General features: G+C 62.5%; 10 protein-coding genes. 8 read left to right on the forward strand and 2 right to left on the reverse strand.

Annotated elements, in window-relative coordinates; all coding sequences use genetic code 11:
• Window positions 1–86: 86 nt before the first annotated feature.
• The 5 genes from QQL79_RS18480 (at window position 87) to QQL79_RS18500 (ending at window position 7,090) form a co-directional block, all read left to right on the forward strand.
• Window positions 87–1,352 (forward strand): aspartate kinase, encoded by a 1,266-nt coding sequence (locus QQL79_RS18480; protein WP_284393363.1) that lies wholly within the window; start codon window positions 87–89, stop codon window positions 1,350–1,352.
• Window positions 1,353–1,420: 68 nt separating this feature from the next.
• Window positions 1,421–3,688 (forward strand): phosphoenolpyruvate--protein phosphotransferase, encoded by a 2,268-nt coding sequence (ptsP, locus tag QQL79_RS18485; protein ID WP_284393365.1) that lies wholly within the window; start codon window positions 1,421–1,423, stop codon window positions 3,686–3,688.
• Between the two features lie 376 nt (window positions 3,689–4,064).
• On the forward strand, window positions 4,065–5,141 hold the full coding sequence (gene prfA / locus QQL79_RS18490) for a peptide chain release factor 1 (RefSeq protein ID WP_284393366.1): 1,077 nt from the start codon (window positions 4,065–4,067) through the stop codon (window positions 5,139–5,141).
• 23 nt (window positions 5,142–5,164) lie between these two features.
• Complete coding sequence (gene prmC / locus QQL79_RS18495; protein WP_284393367.1) at window positions 5,165–5,995, forward strand: peptide chain release factor N(5)-glutamine methyltransferase; 831 nt, start codon at window positions 5,165–5,167, stop codon at window positions 5,993–5,995.
• Window positions 5,996–6,343: 348 nt separating this feature from the next.
• Window positions 6,344–7,090 carry a DUF4167 domain-containing protein gene (locus tag QQL79_RS18500; RefSeq protein WP_284393369.1) on the forward strand — a complete coding sequence of 249 codons (747 nt, stop codon included), beginning with the start codon at window positions 6,344–6,346 and terminating at the stop codon, window positions 7,088–7,090.
• Between the two features lie 56 nt (window positions 7,091–7,146).
• Here the strand turns inward: QQL79_RS18500 and QQL79_RS18505 are convergent, their stop codons facing one another.
• Window positions 7,147–7,881, reverse strand: coding sequence for a DUF6058 family natural product biosynthesis protein (locus QQL79_RS18505; RefSeq protein ID WP_284393371.1), 735 nt, complete (start codon window positions 7,879–7,881; stop codon window positions 7,147–7,149).
• A 180-nt stretch (window positions 7,882–8,061) separates the two neighbouring features.
• Here QQL79_RS18505 and clpB point away from each other — a divergent pair, with 180 nt between their 5' ends.
• The 3 genes from clpB to QQL79_RS18520 all read left to right on the forward strand — a co-directional run bounded on the left by clpB (window position 8,062) and on the right by QQL79_RS18520 (window position 12,644).
• Window positions 8,062–10,674: an ATP-dependent chaperone ClpB gene (gene clpB, locus QQL79_RS18510; RefSeq protein ID WP_284393373.1), complete on the forward strand. Its 2,613-nt coding sequence runs from the start codon at window positions 8,062–8,064 to the stop codon at window positions 10,672–10,674.
• 117 nt (window positions 10,675–10,791) lie between these two features.
• Entirely contained in the window at window positions 10,792–11,130 is a 339-nt protein-coding gene (locus QQL79_RS18515; protein ID WP_284393375.1) for a VOC family protein, read from the forward strand.
• 29 nt (window positions 11,131–11,159) lie between these two features.
• Entirely contained in the window at window positions 11,160–12,644 is a 1,485-nt protein-coding gene (locus QQL79_RS18520) for an MFS transporter (RefSeq protein ID WP_284393376.1), read from the forward strand.
• 2 nt (window positions 12,645–12,646) lie between these two features.
• On the opposite strand, the gene QQL79_RS18525 is transcribed toward QQL79_RS18520, so the two are convergent.
• A complete protein-coding gene (locus tag QQL79_RS18525) occupies window positions 12,647–14,623 on the reverse strand; it encodes a M23 family metallopeptidase (RefSeq protein ID WP_284393377.1) in 1,977 nt (658 codons plus the stop codon).
• Between the last annotated feature and the right edge of the window lie 692 nt (window positions 14,624–15,315).

Below are 15,315 nucleotides of genomic sequence, written 5' to 3' on the forward strand. Positions count from 1 at the left end.
TGTTGATCGCGCCTTTGCTTTGTCGTATGTCCCCGGCCGAAATGAGAGCGTACCGGCGGGTTCTGCCGGAGGAACGGGGTGGGGTCTTGGCCCGCATAGTCGTCAAGTTCGGTGGCACGTCAGTGGCCACTGTCGAGCGTATTCGCCAGGCGGCGCGCCATGTGAAGCGCGAAGTCGATGCCGGCAACGAGGTGGCGGTGGTCGTCTCGGCCATGTCGGGCAAGACCAATGAGCTGGTCGGCTGGGTCAATGAAGCCAGTCCGCTGCATGACGCGCGTGAATATGACGCCGTCGTTGCCTCGGGCGAGCAGGTGACTGCGGGGCTGATGGCTATCGTGCTCAGCGAAATGGGCATCCAGTCGCGGTCTTTTGCCGGCTGGCAGGTGCCGATCCATACCGATGACGCGCATGGTGCGGCGCGGATTACCGAGATCGATCCGACCGAACTCAATAAGCGCCTGACCGATGGCTGGGTGCCGGTGATTACCGGGTTCCAGGGCATTTCCCCGCATGGGCGGGTGACGACTTTGGGCCGGGGCGGCTCGGACACATCGGCCGTGGCCGTGGCCGCTGCCATCAAGGCGGATCGTTGTGATATCTATACGGATGTGGATGGCGTTTATACGACCGATCCCCGCATCGTGCCCAAGGCTACGCGGCTGACCAAGATTTCCTTCGAGGAAATGCTGGAAATGGCCTCGCTCGGCGCCAAGGTGCTGATGATCCGCTCGGTCGAGATGGCCATGGCGCATAAGGTGCGCCTCTTGGTACGCTCCACTTTCGATGACCCCGATGCGCCACAGCTGGCGCCTGACGGGAGCCCGGGCGTGCCCGGTACGCTGGTATGCGATGAGGATGAGATCATGGAAAAGCAGATCGTTTCGGGCGTGACGCTCGCCAAGGCCGAGGCCAAGATCACCCTGCGCGACGTCAAGGACAATCCGGGCGTGGCCGCGGCCATTTTCGGCACGCTGGCCGACCAGGGCATTATCGTCGACATGATCGTGCAGAATATCGCCGATGACGGGGCGACCACCGACATCACCTTCACCGTGCCCGACAGCGAATATGACAAGGCGATCAAGACGCTGGAGAATGCCGGGGAACGTATCGAATATGCGCGGCTTTCCGGCTCCAAGGGCGGGGCAAAGGTCTCGGTCGTGGGCGTGGGCATGCGTAGCCATGCGGGCGTTGCATCCTCGATGTTCAAGGCTTTGGCTGACAAGGGCATCAACATCCAGCTGATCACCACTTCGGAAATCAAGACCTCGGTGCTCATCGATGAGCAATATGCTGAGCTTGCGGTTCGCGCGCTCCACACCTATTACGGGTTGGATAAGAAGGACGCCTGAGATCAGTTGAGGGGATCTCGGCCGCTCCTTTAAGCAGGGGGGCGGCTTTTGCGGGCCGCCAATAAGGCATGGTTACCTCCATAGGCGGCCCGAGGGTGCTGCTGCGGCAATTGCGCGAGACGATGGCGGAACCCCTGGCGAGCCAGGAGCGTCTGGACAAGATCGTTTCGCTGATCGCCGAAAATATGCGCGCCGATGTGTGCTCGTTCTATGTGCTGCGTGACGACGGCGCGCTGGAACTGTTTGCCACCAAGGGCCTGGCCAAAGAATCGGTGCATATGACCACGCTCCGGCTGGGCGAAGGCCTGGTCGGACTGATCGCGGCCGAAGCCGAGCCGCTGTCGCTGGACGATGCGCCGTCCCACCCTGCCTTCGCCTATCGCCCGGAAACCGGGGAAGACCGCTATTTTGCGTTCCTGGGCGTGCCCGTGCTGCGGGCCGGGCAGACGCTGGGCGTGCTCGTGGTGCAGAATGCCGAGCGACGCAAATATGGCGAGGACGAAACCGAGGCGATGCTGACTACGGCCACAATCCTGGCCGAGATGATCGCCACCTCCGACTTCGACAATCTGATCAAGCCGGGCTCCGATATCGATCTCAGGCGTCCACGCATGTATACCGGCGTCAGTTTTACCGATGGCATTGCCCTGGGCACCGTGGTTCTGCACGACCCGCGTGTCGTGGTGAGCAATTTCATCGCCGAGGATACCGAGCAGGAAAAGCTGCGGCTCGAATCGGCGCTGGAGCGGATGCGGGTGTCGATCGATGCCATGCTCGACCATGGCGATATGCAGCCCAGCTCCGATCATCGGGAAATCCTCGAAACCTACCGCATGTTCGCCAATGACCGGGGCTGGGTGCACCGGCTGACCGAGGCGATCGACAATGGGCTTTCGGCGGAAGCGGCCGTGGAGCGGGTGCAGAACGATACGCGCGCGCGCATGCTGCGCCAGACCGACCCCTATATTCGCGACCGGCTGCATGACTTGGACGATCTGGCCAATCGGCTGTTGCGGGTGCTGACCGGGGACGGGCAGGCGCTGGGGCGCAAGGAATTGCCTGAGAACGCCATTCTCGTCGCGCGCAATATGGGGCCGGCCGAGCTGCTCGAATATGACCGCACCAAGCTGCGCGGCATCGTGCTCGAGGAAGGGGGCACCACCGCGCATGTGGCCATTGTCGCCCGATCACTGGGCATGGTGGCGGTGGGGCAGGCGCAGTCGATCGTTTCGATGTGCGAAACGGGCGATGAGATTATCGTCGATGGCACGGCGGGCATCGTGCATTTGCGGCCCACGCCCGATATCGAACAGGCCTATGTCGACAAGGTGCGGGTTTCGGCCCGGCGCCGGGCGCATTATGCCGCGCTCAAGAACAAGCCCTCGATCACCAAGGATGGTGTCGACATTACGCTGCTGCATAATTCGGGGCTGGTGGCCGACCTGCCGATGCTGGACGATACCGGTGCCTTGGGGGTCGGGCTGTTCCGCACCGAATTGCAGTTCATGATCGCCTCGCGCCTGCCGCGCCTGCCCGAGCAGATGCAGCTTTACGCCGAGGCCATGGAGATTGCTGGCGACCGGCCCGTAGTGTTCCGCCTGCTCGATATCGGCGGGGACAAGGTGCTGCCCTATCTGCGCTCGGCGCAGGAGGAAAATCCGGCCATGGGCTACCGCTCGATCCGGCTGGGGCTGGACCGGCCGGGCCTGTTGCGCACACAGATCCGGGCGCTCCTGATGGCGGCCAATGGGCGGCCGCTCAAGATTTTGGTACCCATGGTCACCGAGACCTTCGAGTTCCTGCAGACCCGCATGGTGGTGCAGAAGGAAATCGAGCGGCTGCGCCGTGCCGGCAAGCCAACGCCGTCGCGGCTGGAGCTCGGGGCCATGGTGGAGGTGCCATCGCTGCTGTTCGAGCTCGACCAATTGCTGCCCGAAGCCGATTTCGTTTCCATCGGCTCGAACGACCTGGTGCAGTTCCTGACCGCTTCGGATCGCGCCAATCCCCGGGTTTCGAAGAATTACGACCCCATCGCGCTGCCCCGGCTAAGGGCCATTCGCATGGTGGTGGAAGCGGCCAAGCGCTACAATATTCCCATCACCATGTGCGGTGAGCTGGCCGGCAAGCCGCTTGAGGCGCTGGCATTGATGGCCATCGGCATGACGCGGCTGTCCATGGGCCCGGCCTCGATCGGGCCGATCAAGGAAATGGTGCTCAATCTCGAGCTCAAGCCCATTCAGCAGTCGGTAGGGGCGGCGCTGAGCGAGGGCGCGGATGGCGTGACGATCCGGGAATTGCTCAAGGAATGGATCGACAAGCAGAACCTGCCCGTCTAGCGCGTCCGATCTCCACGCCATGCCGGTCTGCAAATGGCACCATTTTCGACTCGGCCTGACATGGATCTCGGTGCACGCTAGGGCCAATCGACATTCAGCTTCTCGAGGTGGAGAGCCACAGTCCGGTCCCCTCCCCCTTGAGGGGAGGGCTAGGGTGGGGGTTCTGCGGCCACCGCAAGCTCAAAGTTGGTGGAGAATACAGAACCCCCACCCTCAATCCCTCCCCTCAAGGGGGAGGGAGGCAGATCGGGGCTCGCCTGGCTTCAAATCTGAATGTCGATTGGGCCCTAGTGCCCTCCATTGGACTGGTACACTTGCGATCTGGCAGCGTTGCCCCTAAAGCGTGACGCTCGCAGACTTGAAAGACCCGACCATCATGGCATCTCTTCCCCAGGACAAGCTCGACGCGCTCGAGACGCGGTTTCAGTATGTCGAGGCGGCTTTGTCGGGTGGGGCCGGGCCGGACGAGTTCGTCAAATTCAGCAAGGAACATGCCGAACTCGCGCCGATCGTCGGCGAGATCCGCGCCTATAACAAGGCGCTGAAGGATCGGGCGGAAGCCGAGGACCTGCTCAGGAGTGGCGACAAGGACCTGGCCGAAATGGCCGAGGCGGAAATTATCGAACTCGACGAGAAGATCGAGACCCTGTTCCAGGCCGTACGCATCCTGCTGCTGCCCAAGGACGAGGCGGATGAAAAGTCGATCATTCTCGAAATCCGCGGCGGCACGGGCGGGGATGAGGCGGCTTTGTTCGCCGGCGATCTCTTCCGCATGTATGAGCGCTATGCGTCCGGCCATGGCTGGAAGGTGACGGTGATGGAAGAAAGCCCCGGCGAAATGGGGGGCTTCAAGGAAATCATCGCCAATGTCTCAGGCAAGGGCGTCTATGCGCGGATGAAGTTCGAATCGGGTGTCCATCGCGTGCAGCGCGTGCCGGCGACGGAAGGCTCGGGCCGCATCCATACTTCGGCCGCCACCGTAGCGGTGCTGCCGGAGGTGGAAGATATCGATATCGAAATCCGCAATGAGGATATCCGGATCGACACGATGCGCGCGTCGGGCGCCGGTGGCCAGCACGTCAACACCACCGATTCGGCAGTGCGCATCACTCATTTGCCCACCGGGCTTGTGGTCACTTCGGCGATGAAGAGCCAGCACCAGAACCGGGCCCAGGCCATGCTCGTGCTGCGCTCGCGCCTTTATGAATTGCAGCGCGAGGAACGCGACAGCGCCCGCTCGGCCGAGCGCAAGGGGCAGGTGGGGTCAGGTGACCGCTCCGAGCGCATCCGCACCTATAATTTTCCCCAAGGGCGGGTGACCGACCATCGCATCAATCTGACGCTCTATAAGCTCGACAAGGTGATGACCGGGGAAGCGCTGGACGAATTGATCGAGGCGCTGATCACCGAAAGCCAGGCCGAGCAATTGCTGGCCATGGAGAATGCCAGCTGAGCGCCGCCCCCACGATCGGCGCTTTGTGGCGTGGCTGGCGCGACGTGCTGGACCGGCAGGGTTTTGCTTCCGCCGCCCTCGACGCCAAGCTCCTGACCGGGCATGGGCTGGGGCTATCAGCACTGGACATGGCGGTGCGCGAGGGCGAGCCGGTTGCGGTCGAGGCGGCCGAGCGAATCGCTGGCTTGATGCAGCGCCGCATGACCGGCGAGTCCGTGGCGCGGATCATTGGCGAGCGCGAATTCTATGGCCTTGCCTTTGCGCTTAACGCGGCAACGCTGGAACCGCGCCCGGAAACCGAACTTTTGGTGGATATGGCGCTCGAGACCCTGGCCAGGGGTGGGCGCTTGCTCGACCTGGGTACCGGCACGGGGTGTATTCCCATTGCCGTTCTGGCCAACCGGCCGGATGTGACGGCGATAGCCACCGATTTGAGTGCCCAGGCTTTATCGGCGGCGCAGCAGAATGCGGAGCGGCATGGTGTCCTGCAGCGCCTTGCATTGCAGCAGGGCAGTTGGTTCGAAGCACTCGCCCGGCCCGAGCCCATATTCGATCTTATCGTTTCCAATCCGCCCTATATCAATTCGGATGTGATCGAGACCCTGGCCGAAGACGTCAAAAGCTTTGACCCAAGGCTGGCGCTCGATGGCGGGCCCGATGGGGTAGCGCCCTATCGGGTCATCGCCGCCCAAGCTGCTGGCTGGCTCAGGCCGGGCGGACAGGTGCTGGTGGAGATCGGCCATGACCAGGGCCAGGTGGTCGCAGCGCTGTTGCAGGCGGCCGGATTCGGCCAGGTCACCGTTCACAAAGACCTTAATGGCCTTGACCGTGTGGTAAGCGCGCACCATGTCTAGGCAGCCGGTAGCGCCGTAAAGCATAGAGCGCAATTAGTGCTGGCAAAGACCGCCCGAACCATATAGCTTGCCCTTGCTGTCAACGGCGCATCATGGGCGCCACGGCGACACGCCACCCGATCATTTCCTGAGGCTGCAAGGTGCAGCGCGGTTCCGGCAGAGGCTGGAGCGACGCAGGATAGGTCAGGATTTTATGGCAACGCTGCTCGACGGTGTCGGTCTTCATGAAGCCAGATAGAGCCCCATGTTCCGAGCGAGAGCTTGGCCAGGGAGATGGCCAGACCAGGCAGGGTGCCGGTCCGCCAGACGTGTGACGCTTATTTTTCTAGAGTTAGATAAAGCGACCAGATGAGACCCAATAATCAGAACAAGAACCGGCAGCGTGGCCGGAACGGTGGACGTAAGCACGTCAATCCGTTGTCCCGCAATTTCGAGAGCAATGGTCCGGACGTAAAAGTCCGCGGCAATGCGGCTCACATTGCGGAGAAATATCTCCAGCTCGCCCGCGATGCGCAATCGAGCGGCGACTCGGTGATGGCGGAGAATTATCTCCAGCACGCCGAACATTATTTCCGCATCGTCACCGCCGCCCAGCAGGCCCAGAATGGCCAGCGGCCCGACAATCAGGGCCAGGACGACGATTTCGACGATGACATGCCCGATGTGAATTCGCGCTTTGCCTCGCCCCAGCCCATGCAGCAGCCCATGCAGCAGGGTGAAAGCGAAGAGCCAAGCGAGGGCGAACGCGCCGAGCAGCCGCAACAGCAGCAGCAAGGCGAACGCAGTAACAATGACCGCGGTGACCGCCAGCGGCGTGATCGCCGGGACCGGCAGGACCGTCCCCGTCAGGAGCGTCCGGAAACCCAGGACCAGCCCGAGACTGCAGTCGCTGTTGTCGAGACGGTCAGCGAAGGCGGGGATGAGGCCGGTGTGGACGTGGCGGCCGAGGGTGAAGTGCGCAAGCCACGCCGTCCACGCCGCCGCCGTCCGGCCGGTGGTGATGCCGGCGCTGATCCGGCCAACGCGCCCCAACCCGATGTCGGTGAACTGCCGGCCTTCCTCAAGGCCGGAACGCCATCAACCGCCGCCGAATAGGCAGGTAGCGATTTTCAAAGGCCGGGCAGCGATGCCCGGCCTTTTCGTTTCTTCAATCAGGCGCAGATTCGGCCGGGCGAGCCCGGTTGAGCTTGGTCGCGGCTGCGTCCCAGGTGATAATTGACCAGGATGGCGTCTATCCACAGGCCGGGCGTGCCGTGCGGGCGCTGGTGCGGCGCAAAGGGCAACATGACCGCGTCGAGCTGTTCCATGGCGTCGAGCAGCGTGTCGATCTCGCCCGAAGTGAGGTCCTGTCGGCGGCCTTCGTCCGTTAGCCGCACTATGCTGGCGCGCCGGCAGGTTTTGGTGATGGCGTGGTATGCATCCCAATGTCTCAGGCAGACCCCATAGCCGCCATCGATCCAGTCGCGCCACTCGCCGCGCGCGGTGGCGGCAGCGCCTGCCGGCGAGAACGAGCCGTCGACCCATGCCCCGGGGTAACCGAGCGCGCCATCGGGTTCTGCGGCCAGGCGGGAGACGAAGTCAGCGACGAAACGATGTTCGAAAAGGTCTGCTGCCGCATGGGCATCAAGATCGTGCGCCCGGCGCAGCCACCACGCTGCAGCGGGTGAATACCAATGCGCCGGTTCGCCAATCGGCGTACCATGATGTCCGCCGATTGGGCTGAAATAAGCGCCGTTTGGCCAAATGCCATAGATGGCGCCGGGAATGGCGCGGGCCTCGATCAGCGAGCGGACACGCGCCGGGCTGATATTGGCAAGTGCCGCCAATTCGCTCAGCGGAACGAAATGGCGCAGGACGTAGTTCCGCAACAGATCGACGTCGGACATGATTGGCTCTCTCCCTCAAGGATTTTGCTTCGGTAAAGCCTTTTGTTCAAGGCGGGGGTACCCATATATCTCTGGGTGATGAAACAGCGCCGATTGCCGGGCGTTTCATTGCACGACGCTTCCGCCGTTGGTTTGGTGCCTTTCGAAGGGCCGGGCCGCGGGCGAGATCAGGAGAGTTGCATGAATATCGAGAAATATACCGAGCGGGCCCGTGGCTTTATCCAGAGCGCGCAGACTATTGCATTGGGCAAGGGCCACCAGCAGTTCGCGCCTTTGCATTTGCTCAAGGTACTGCTTGACGATGACCAGGGCATGGCCAATGGGCTGATCGAGCGCGCCGGGGGCGACCCCAAGGCGGCGCGGGCGGCCGTGGAAGCGGCCCTGGCGAAAATTCCGTCCGTGTCAGGCGATGCCGGCCAGCTCTATCTGAGCCGGGAGATTGCGCGCGTCTTCGACACCGCCGAAAGTGCGGCGCAGAAGGCGGGTGATTCCTACGTTACCGTCGAACGTCTATTGCTGGCGCTGGTGGTCGAGAAAGATACCGATGCTGGCAAGATTCTGAGTTCGGCCGGCGTGACGCCGCAGGGGCTCAATGCCGCCATCGAAGCGATCCGCAAGGGACGAACGGCTGATTCTGCCTCGGCTGAGAACAGCTATGATGCGCTCAAGAAATATGCGCGTGATCTGACTCAGGACGTGCGCGAAGGCAAGCTCGATCCGGTGATCGGCCGTGACGAGGAAATCCGCCGCACCATCCAGGTGCTGAGCCGCCGCACCAAGAACAACCCGGTGCTGATCGGTGAACCCGGCGTGGGCAAGACCGCGATTGCCGAAGGCCTGGCGATCCGCATCGTCAATGGCGACGTACCCGAAAGCCTCAAGAACAAGAGCCTGATGGCGCTCGATATGGGCTCGCTCATTGCCGGCGCGAAATATCGCGGCGAGTTCGAAGAACGGCTCAAGGGCGTTTTGAGCGAAGTCACGTCCTCGGATGGGCAGATCATCCTGTTCATCGACGAGATGCATACCCTGGTGGGCGCCGGCAAGTCGGATGGGGCGATGGATGCGTCCAACCTGCTCAAGCCTGCCTTGGCGCGTGGGGAGCTGCACTGCGTGGGTGCGACGACGCTGGATGAATATCGCAAATATATCGAGAAGGACGCGGCCCTGGCGCGGCGGTTCCAGCCGGTTTTCGTGGATGAACCCACGGTGGAGGACACGATCTCGATCCTGCGGGGCTTGAAGGAAAAATACGAGCTGCATCACGGCATAAGGATTTCGGACTCCGCCCTGGTGAGCTCGGCAACGCTGTCCAACCGCTACATCACCGACCGCTTCCTGCCCGACAAGGCCATCGACCTCATGGATGAGGCGGCGGCGCGCCTGCGCATGGCCGTCGACAGCAAGCCCGAGGCGCTGGACGAACTCGATCGGCGCATCATGCAGCTCAAGATCGAGCGCGAAGCGCTGCGCAAGGAAGATGACGAGGGCTCCAAGACCCGGCTCGACCGGCTGGAAAACGAGCTTGCCTCGCTGGAAGAGCAGGCGCAGACGCTGTCGGCCAAATGGCTGGCGGAAAAGGAGCGCCTGCAGGGCAGCCAGAAGCTCAAGGAAGAGCTGGATGGCGCGCGGGGACAGCTTGAAATCGCCCAGCGTCAGGGGGACCTGGCCAAGGCCGGTGAGCTTGCCTATGGCGTTATTCCGGAACTCGAAAAGCGCATCAAGGCGGCCGAAACCACGGGCGCCGAGGGTGGCGATCCGGTGATGGCCGAGGAAGTGGTGACCCCGAGCCATATTGCCCAGGTGGTTTCCCGCTGGACTGGCATTCCGGTGGACCGGATGCTCGAAGGCGAGCGCGAAAAGCTGTTGCATATGGAAGCCTCGCTCGGCGCCCGGGTTATCGGGCAGGCCGAGGCGGTGGCCGCGGTGGCCAAGGCTGTGCGCCGCTCGCGGGCTGGCTTGCAGGATCCTAACCGGCCGATCGGCTCGTTCATGTTCCTGGGGCCAACCGGTGTGGGCAAGACCGAGCTCACCAAGAGCCTCGCCCAGTTCCTCTTCGATGACGAGACCGCCATGGTCCGGCTCGACATGAGCGAGTTCATGGAAAAGCATTCGGTGGCCCGGCTGATCGGGGCGCCTCCCGGCTATGTCGGCTATGACGAAGGCGGAGTGCTGACCGAAGCGGTCCGGCGCCGGCCGTATCAGGTGGTCCTGTTCGACGAGATAGAGAAGGCGCATCCGGACGTGTTCAACGTCCTCTTGCAGGTGCTCGACGATGGACGGCTGACCGATGGTCAGGGCCGCACCGTCGACTTCCGCAACACCGTGATCATCCTTACCTCCAATCTGGGGGCCGAATATCTGGTCGACCTCAAGGATGGGGAATCGGTGGAGCTGGTGCGCGGCAAGGTGCTCGACATGGTCAAGGCGGCGTTCCGGCCCGAATTCCTCAACCGGATCGACGAGATTCTGTTGTTCCACCGGCTGGGCCGGGAACATATGGGCTCGATTGTCGATATCCAGTTTGGCCGGCTCGAAAAGCTGCTGAAGGATCGCGATATCGGTCTCGAACTGACACCGCGGGCGCGCGAATGGTTGGCCAATGAGGGCTATGACCCGGCCTATGGTGCGCGGCCGCTCAAGCGTGTGATTCAGCGCTGGGTGCAGGATGGGCTGGCCGAGGAGATCCTGGGCGGCAGGGTCAGCGACGGCTCCAATGTCGTCGTCGATGCCAATGATGATGGCATTGTGCTGCTGCCTAGCGGTGCTGCGGCGGCCGACGCTGCAGCCTGACTATCGTCAAGCGTTAACGTGATGGGCCGGTCGCAAGACCGGCCCATTATTGTTGTACGGGCTTGCATGCCGCTGAATGTTGTGAGAACAAATAGTGAACTAACAGGAGTGCGAGAAATGAGCGACAGGATCGACTATATCGAATTCCCCTCCACCAATCGCGGGCAGAGCAGCGCATTCTTTCGCGCTGCCTTTGGGTGGGGCATTACCAGTTACGGTCCCGACTACGATGGGCTGGAAAATGCCGGTATCGATGGCGGCATCGACCAGGCCGAGGGCAGGGTGGCGGCCACCATGGCGGTGATCCGTACCGACGATCTGGATGCGGCCGAAGCGCGGGTGGTCAAGGCCGGCGGCACCATTACCAGGGCACAGTTCGATTTCCCCGGCGGGCGGCGGTTCCACTTTCGCGAACCGGGTGGAAACGAGCTAGCCGTTTGGATCGCGCGGGAATAGTCTCATCGCCCATGAGCTGAGGGAAGCCGATGAGCCAGGATATCGCAACGCCGCAAAGCCGGCGCTTCGTCTTGATCGCGGCAATCCTGGCATCGAGCATGGGCTTTATCGACGGGTCGGTGATTTCCATCGCCATTCCCGCCATTCGCGCCAATCTGGGCGCGACGCTGGCCGATGCGCAATGGATCAGTAACGGCTATCTGCTGTTCCTGTCGGCGCTGATCCTGTTGGGTGGCGCGGCGGGAGATCGGTTCGGCCTGCGCACCACTTTCGGGCTGGGAATAGCGGTTTTCGTCCTGGCCTCGATGGTCTGCGCCTTTGCTCCGTCGCCCGCTATTCTGGTCATTGCCCGGGCGGTCCAAGGAGCGGGTGCCGCGTTCATGGTGCCGGGAAGCCTGGCCATTATCGCCAAGGCCTATCCGCGCGAGGAGCGGGGGCAGGCTATCGGTATCTGGGCGGCCGCCTCATCGCTCACCACCATTGCCGGTCCCATTATCGGCGGCTTCGTGCTGACGGCGTTCGGCGACTGGAGCTGGCGGCTGGTGTTTGCGATCAATCTGCCTTTGGGCGCGGCGGCGCTGGCCCTATTGTGGTTCAGGGTGCGCGCCGATCGGCCCGAAGCCGGGCGGCGGCTCGACATTGTGGGGGCGGCGCTCGCCACGCTGTCCCTGTTGCTGATTGCCTATGGCCTCACCGGCGATGGCAGCGAGAGCACGCCGGGCTTGCTGCATATGGTGAGTTTTGTCGGGGCAGGTCTGGTGCTGGGCGGGATTTTCCTGGTGTGGGAGGCCCGGGCCGCTGATCCCATGCTGCCCCTGCGTCTGTTTTCGATCCGCGCCTTTTCCGGCGCCAATGCACTGACCTTCGCCCTCTATTTCGCGCTTGGTGGTGTCATGTTCTTCCTGCCCATGACCATGATCGGCGGCTGGGGCGTGACGCCGGCCAATGTGTCCCTCGCCTTGCTGCCCATGGGAGTATTGTTGACGGTGCTCTCTTCGTTTAGCGGCAAATGGGCCGATAGGGTCGGCCCCGCGCCGCTGATCGCCTTGGGTTCGCTGATCGTGGCTGCCGCCTTTGCGCTATTGGGTGTCACCGCGCCGCTGCACGATCTGTGGTTCGCCGTCATGCCATCCATCGCGCTTTTGGGGCTGGGCATGGGCCTGGTGGTGTCGCCGCTCTCAACTGCCGTCATGACGTCGGTTGCCGATGGCGATACCGGGGTGGCGTCGGGCGTGAACAATGCGGTGGCGCGGGTGGCCGGATTGGTCGCCGTGGCGCTGCTCGGACTGGTGGTCGCGTCCGTCTTCGAGCGGTCGCTGGGCAGTGCGGCGGAACTGCCGATCTTCTTCGGCCTGCCCGCTGACGGATTGACCGCGGCGGAAGAAGCGGCGCGCCTTGGGGCAACCGACGCCGCCTTTGCCACGATCGCCTATATCACGGCAGCGCTGAGCCTGCTTTCGGCGGTGATTGCCTGGCTGACGCTGGAGCGCAAGCATATGCCCGCGCGGGCCTAGGGCTATTCGGCGTGCGCCACGGTCACCGGGGCCGGGTCGCGCGCCATCAGATCGTTGATCTGGGCGATGGTTTCCTTGAAGCGGCCGTCATATTGCTGAGGCAGGGAATTTTCCTTGGGCAGCTTGACGCTTAGCGGATCGACCAGATTGCCATTGATCTTGATTTCGAAATGCAGATGCGGCCCTGTCGACTGGCCGGTGGAGCCGACATAGCCGATGACCTGGCCCTGGCGGACACGCACGCCCGGCTTGATGCCATCGGCAAAGCGCGACATGTGGCCGTAATCGGTCTCGTAGCCATTGACGTGCTGGATCTCGATCTTGTTGCCATAGCCCGATTGCCAGCCTGCCAATAGAATAGTGCCGTCGCCTGATGCATAGATCGGAGTGCCCGAACGCGCCGCCAGGTCAACGCCGGTATGGAGCTTGCGGGTCTTGAAGATGGGGTGGACGCGATAGCCGAAGCGGGACCGCAGGGTGCCGCCGCCTTCGAGCGGCCGGCGGGTCAGGAAGCGCTTGCCGGTTTCGCCTTCGGGATCATAGAAATCGACCATGCCGTCGTCGGTGCCGAAGCGATAAAGCTGGCGCGTCGTCGAGCCGAGCGTCAGCCCGACATAGAGCAATTGCTTGCGGCCGGTCGCATCGGGTGCCGATTCGAGCAGCTCGATGGAATCGCCGGCCGTGATGCGTTTGTTCATGTCCACGTCATAGGCAAACATGCCGATGATCCGCTCGATCGTGGGATCATCCAGATCGTGCTTGCGGCCGGTCTCCCAGATCGAGCGATAGATGGAAGGCAGGTTCGATAGGTTGATCTGCTCGGCGTCTTCCTTGGGGAATTGCACGAAGTCGGGTGCGAGCCCAACCACGTATTGCCCCGTATCGGTCAGGGCGACCGTTGCGATATGGGGATCGCCCGCGGCGCCTTCCGGACGGTAAAGGCTCATGCGATAGGGCACCAGGCTCGTCGACTTGGCCGTCAGCGGACCGTAGAGAATGCGCAATCTGATGCCGGCCGGCAGGCCAGTGGCCGGGACGAGATTTTTGAGCGTGTTCTCCACCATGGCAATCTGATTGGCGGTGAAGCCATTCTTGGCCAGCGTGTCGGAAAGCGGACCCACTTCGCGTATGGTCAGGAAACGCTCGCTGCGGCCCAGCACATTGTCGGAGGCAATTGTCGTCTTGGGCAGCACCGTCACGTTCTCGGCGACGCCACCCAATACATTGCTGGCTGCGCCGGGCATGGGATTGAGATCGCGCACCGTCGGCCCCAGGGCGGCATAGGCCAGCGTCGGAGAGTCCGCGGCATCATCATAGAAGGTGGATTCGACGACCGTGCGGACATAGTCGGCTGCCGATTGATCGGAAATGGTGGAGGGGGGCACGAAGCTTGCCGGCATGGCCGCGAGCTTGACCGCAACCTCACCTTCGACCTGGGCGCCATAGACGTCGGTATTGACGTCAACCGCATTGGCCGATTCGATGGGCTGGGTGGCATTGAGAATAGCCACCGGATCATAGGTAGGCACGTCGTCGGAAAGCGCCGTTGCGGCCGTCGCCAGCGTGGCTCGGATCCGTATGAAAGGCTGATTGCGGATAATGTCGCGGCCATCGACATTCTGGCGGATGGAGGCCTCGATAACTTCGAGATCGGAGCGGGTCGCGGCGACCGGCCGAATCCGTGCTGATTTGGCAGAGATATCGGTGGGCGCCAAAGCTTCGCGTTTCGGCGCTGCCAGTTGCAGCGCTTCATAGGCCGTCGAAAAATTGCCCTGGCCCTGGAAGGATACATAGAGTGCGGCGCCCATCAGCAAGACGCTGGTCAGCCCCGTCATCACAGTGCCGCTCAGCCAGGCAAAGCTCAGTTCGCGGCCATGCGGAATCTCGCCATCTGTCGATTGTACCGTCAGGGCCGGGCAGTCCTCAAAGCCTGTGGCCTTGAGCAAAGTGGCATGGCGATTTCTCTGCGCTGCGTTCAACGCCCCATCCTTAGTCCGTTGCGGTTCGTCTCCGCTGATCCCGCTACAAGAGGGGGATTTGGGCACGCCCCGCGTGTGACGCGCTCGGGCGCATAGGCGCGGAGTCTATATCAATCGCCGCTGCTGATCCAAAAAAAATGCGGCGAAACTGCGTTGGGCGCCTGTTCGCAGCTGCGAAGTGAACAGGATATGCCGGTTTTCGCACCAAAAATGGCGCTTCAGACGCGCCCGCCCTTGTGTGCGCGCAAAACTGTCCCATATTCTAGCAATCACGCGTAAGGCCTGAAATCTCTGGCGCTTCAGTCGAGTTTTCCACCTTGGCCGGTCGGCCCCAAACGAGAAAATGTCATTTTTGTCATTTGGGTCGTTGACAGAAAAACGGGTGCCCCCTATAACCCGCTCATCGCTGAAGAGCGCGGCGCCAAACGGCGGCGAACGAAGCAGCAAGTCACTGAAACGAAAGAAATTTTAGTTTCAGGTTTACGCCAACGACGTTGAGTGTTTTGCACTCCCACTGATGGCGGTTTCTGACAGGGCAGACGATCTGCCGGGCAACCGGCAATAGATCGCGTTTCCCTGACGAAATATCGAGGGCATGACACCCTCACCGACGTAAGGCCGGCATCGGCTCTTGGGTCTGCTTTTTGACATTGTGAAGAATGAAGAAAGAGAAACGTGGCCGGCGAGGTTCT

This window comes from Devosia yakushimensis (genome assembly GCF_030159855.1).
Classification (GTDB): Bacteria; Pseudomonadota; Alphaproteobacteria; order Rhizobiales; family Devosiaceae; genus Devosia; species Devosia yakushimensis.

Bases quoted from the DNA above. Each gene is read 5' to 3' on its own strand.
- ptsP (WP_284393365.1), top strand. From the start codon at position 1,421: ATGGTTACCTCCATAGGCGGCCCGAGGGTGCTGCTGCGGCAATTGCGC.
- QQL79_RS18500 (WP_284393369.1), top strand. From the start codon at position 6,344: ATGAGACCCAATAATCAGAACAAGAACCGGCAGCGTGGCCGGAACGGT.
- clpB (WP_284393373.1), top strand. From the start codon at position 8,062: ATGAATATCGAGAAATATACCGAGCGGGCCCGTGGCTTTATCCAGAGC.
- QQL79_RS18515 (WP_284393375.1), top strand. From the start codon at position 10,792: ATGAGCGACAGGATCGACTATATCGAATTCCCCTCCACCAATCGCGGG.
- QQL79_RS18520 (WP_284393376.1), top strand. From the start codon at position 11,160: ATGAGCCAGGATATCGCAACGCCGCAAAGCCGGCGCTTCGTCTTGATC.
- prfA (WP_284393366.1), top strand. From the start codon at position 4,065: ATGGCATCTCTTCCCCAGGACAAGCTCGACGCGCTCGAGACGCGGTTT.
- QQL79_RS18505 (WP_284393371.1), bottom strand. From the start codon at position 7,881: ATGTCCGACGTCGATCTGTTGCGGAACTACGTCCTGCGCCATTTCGTT.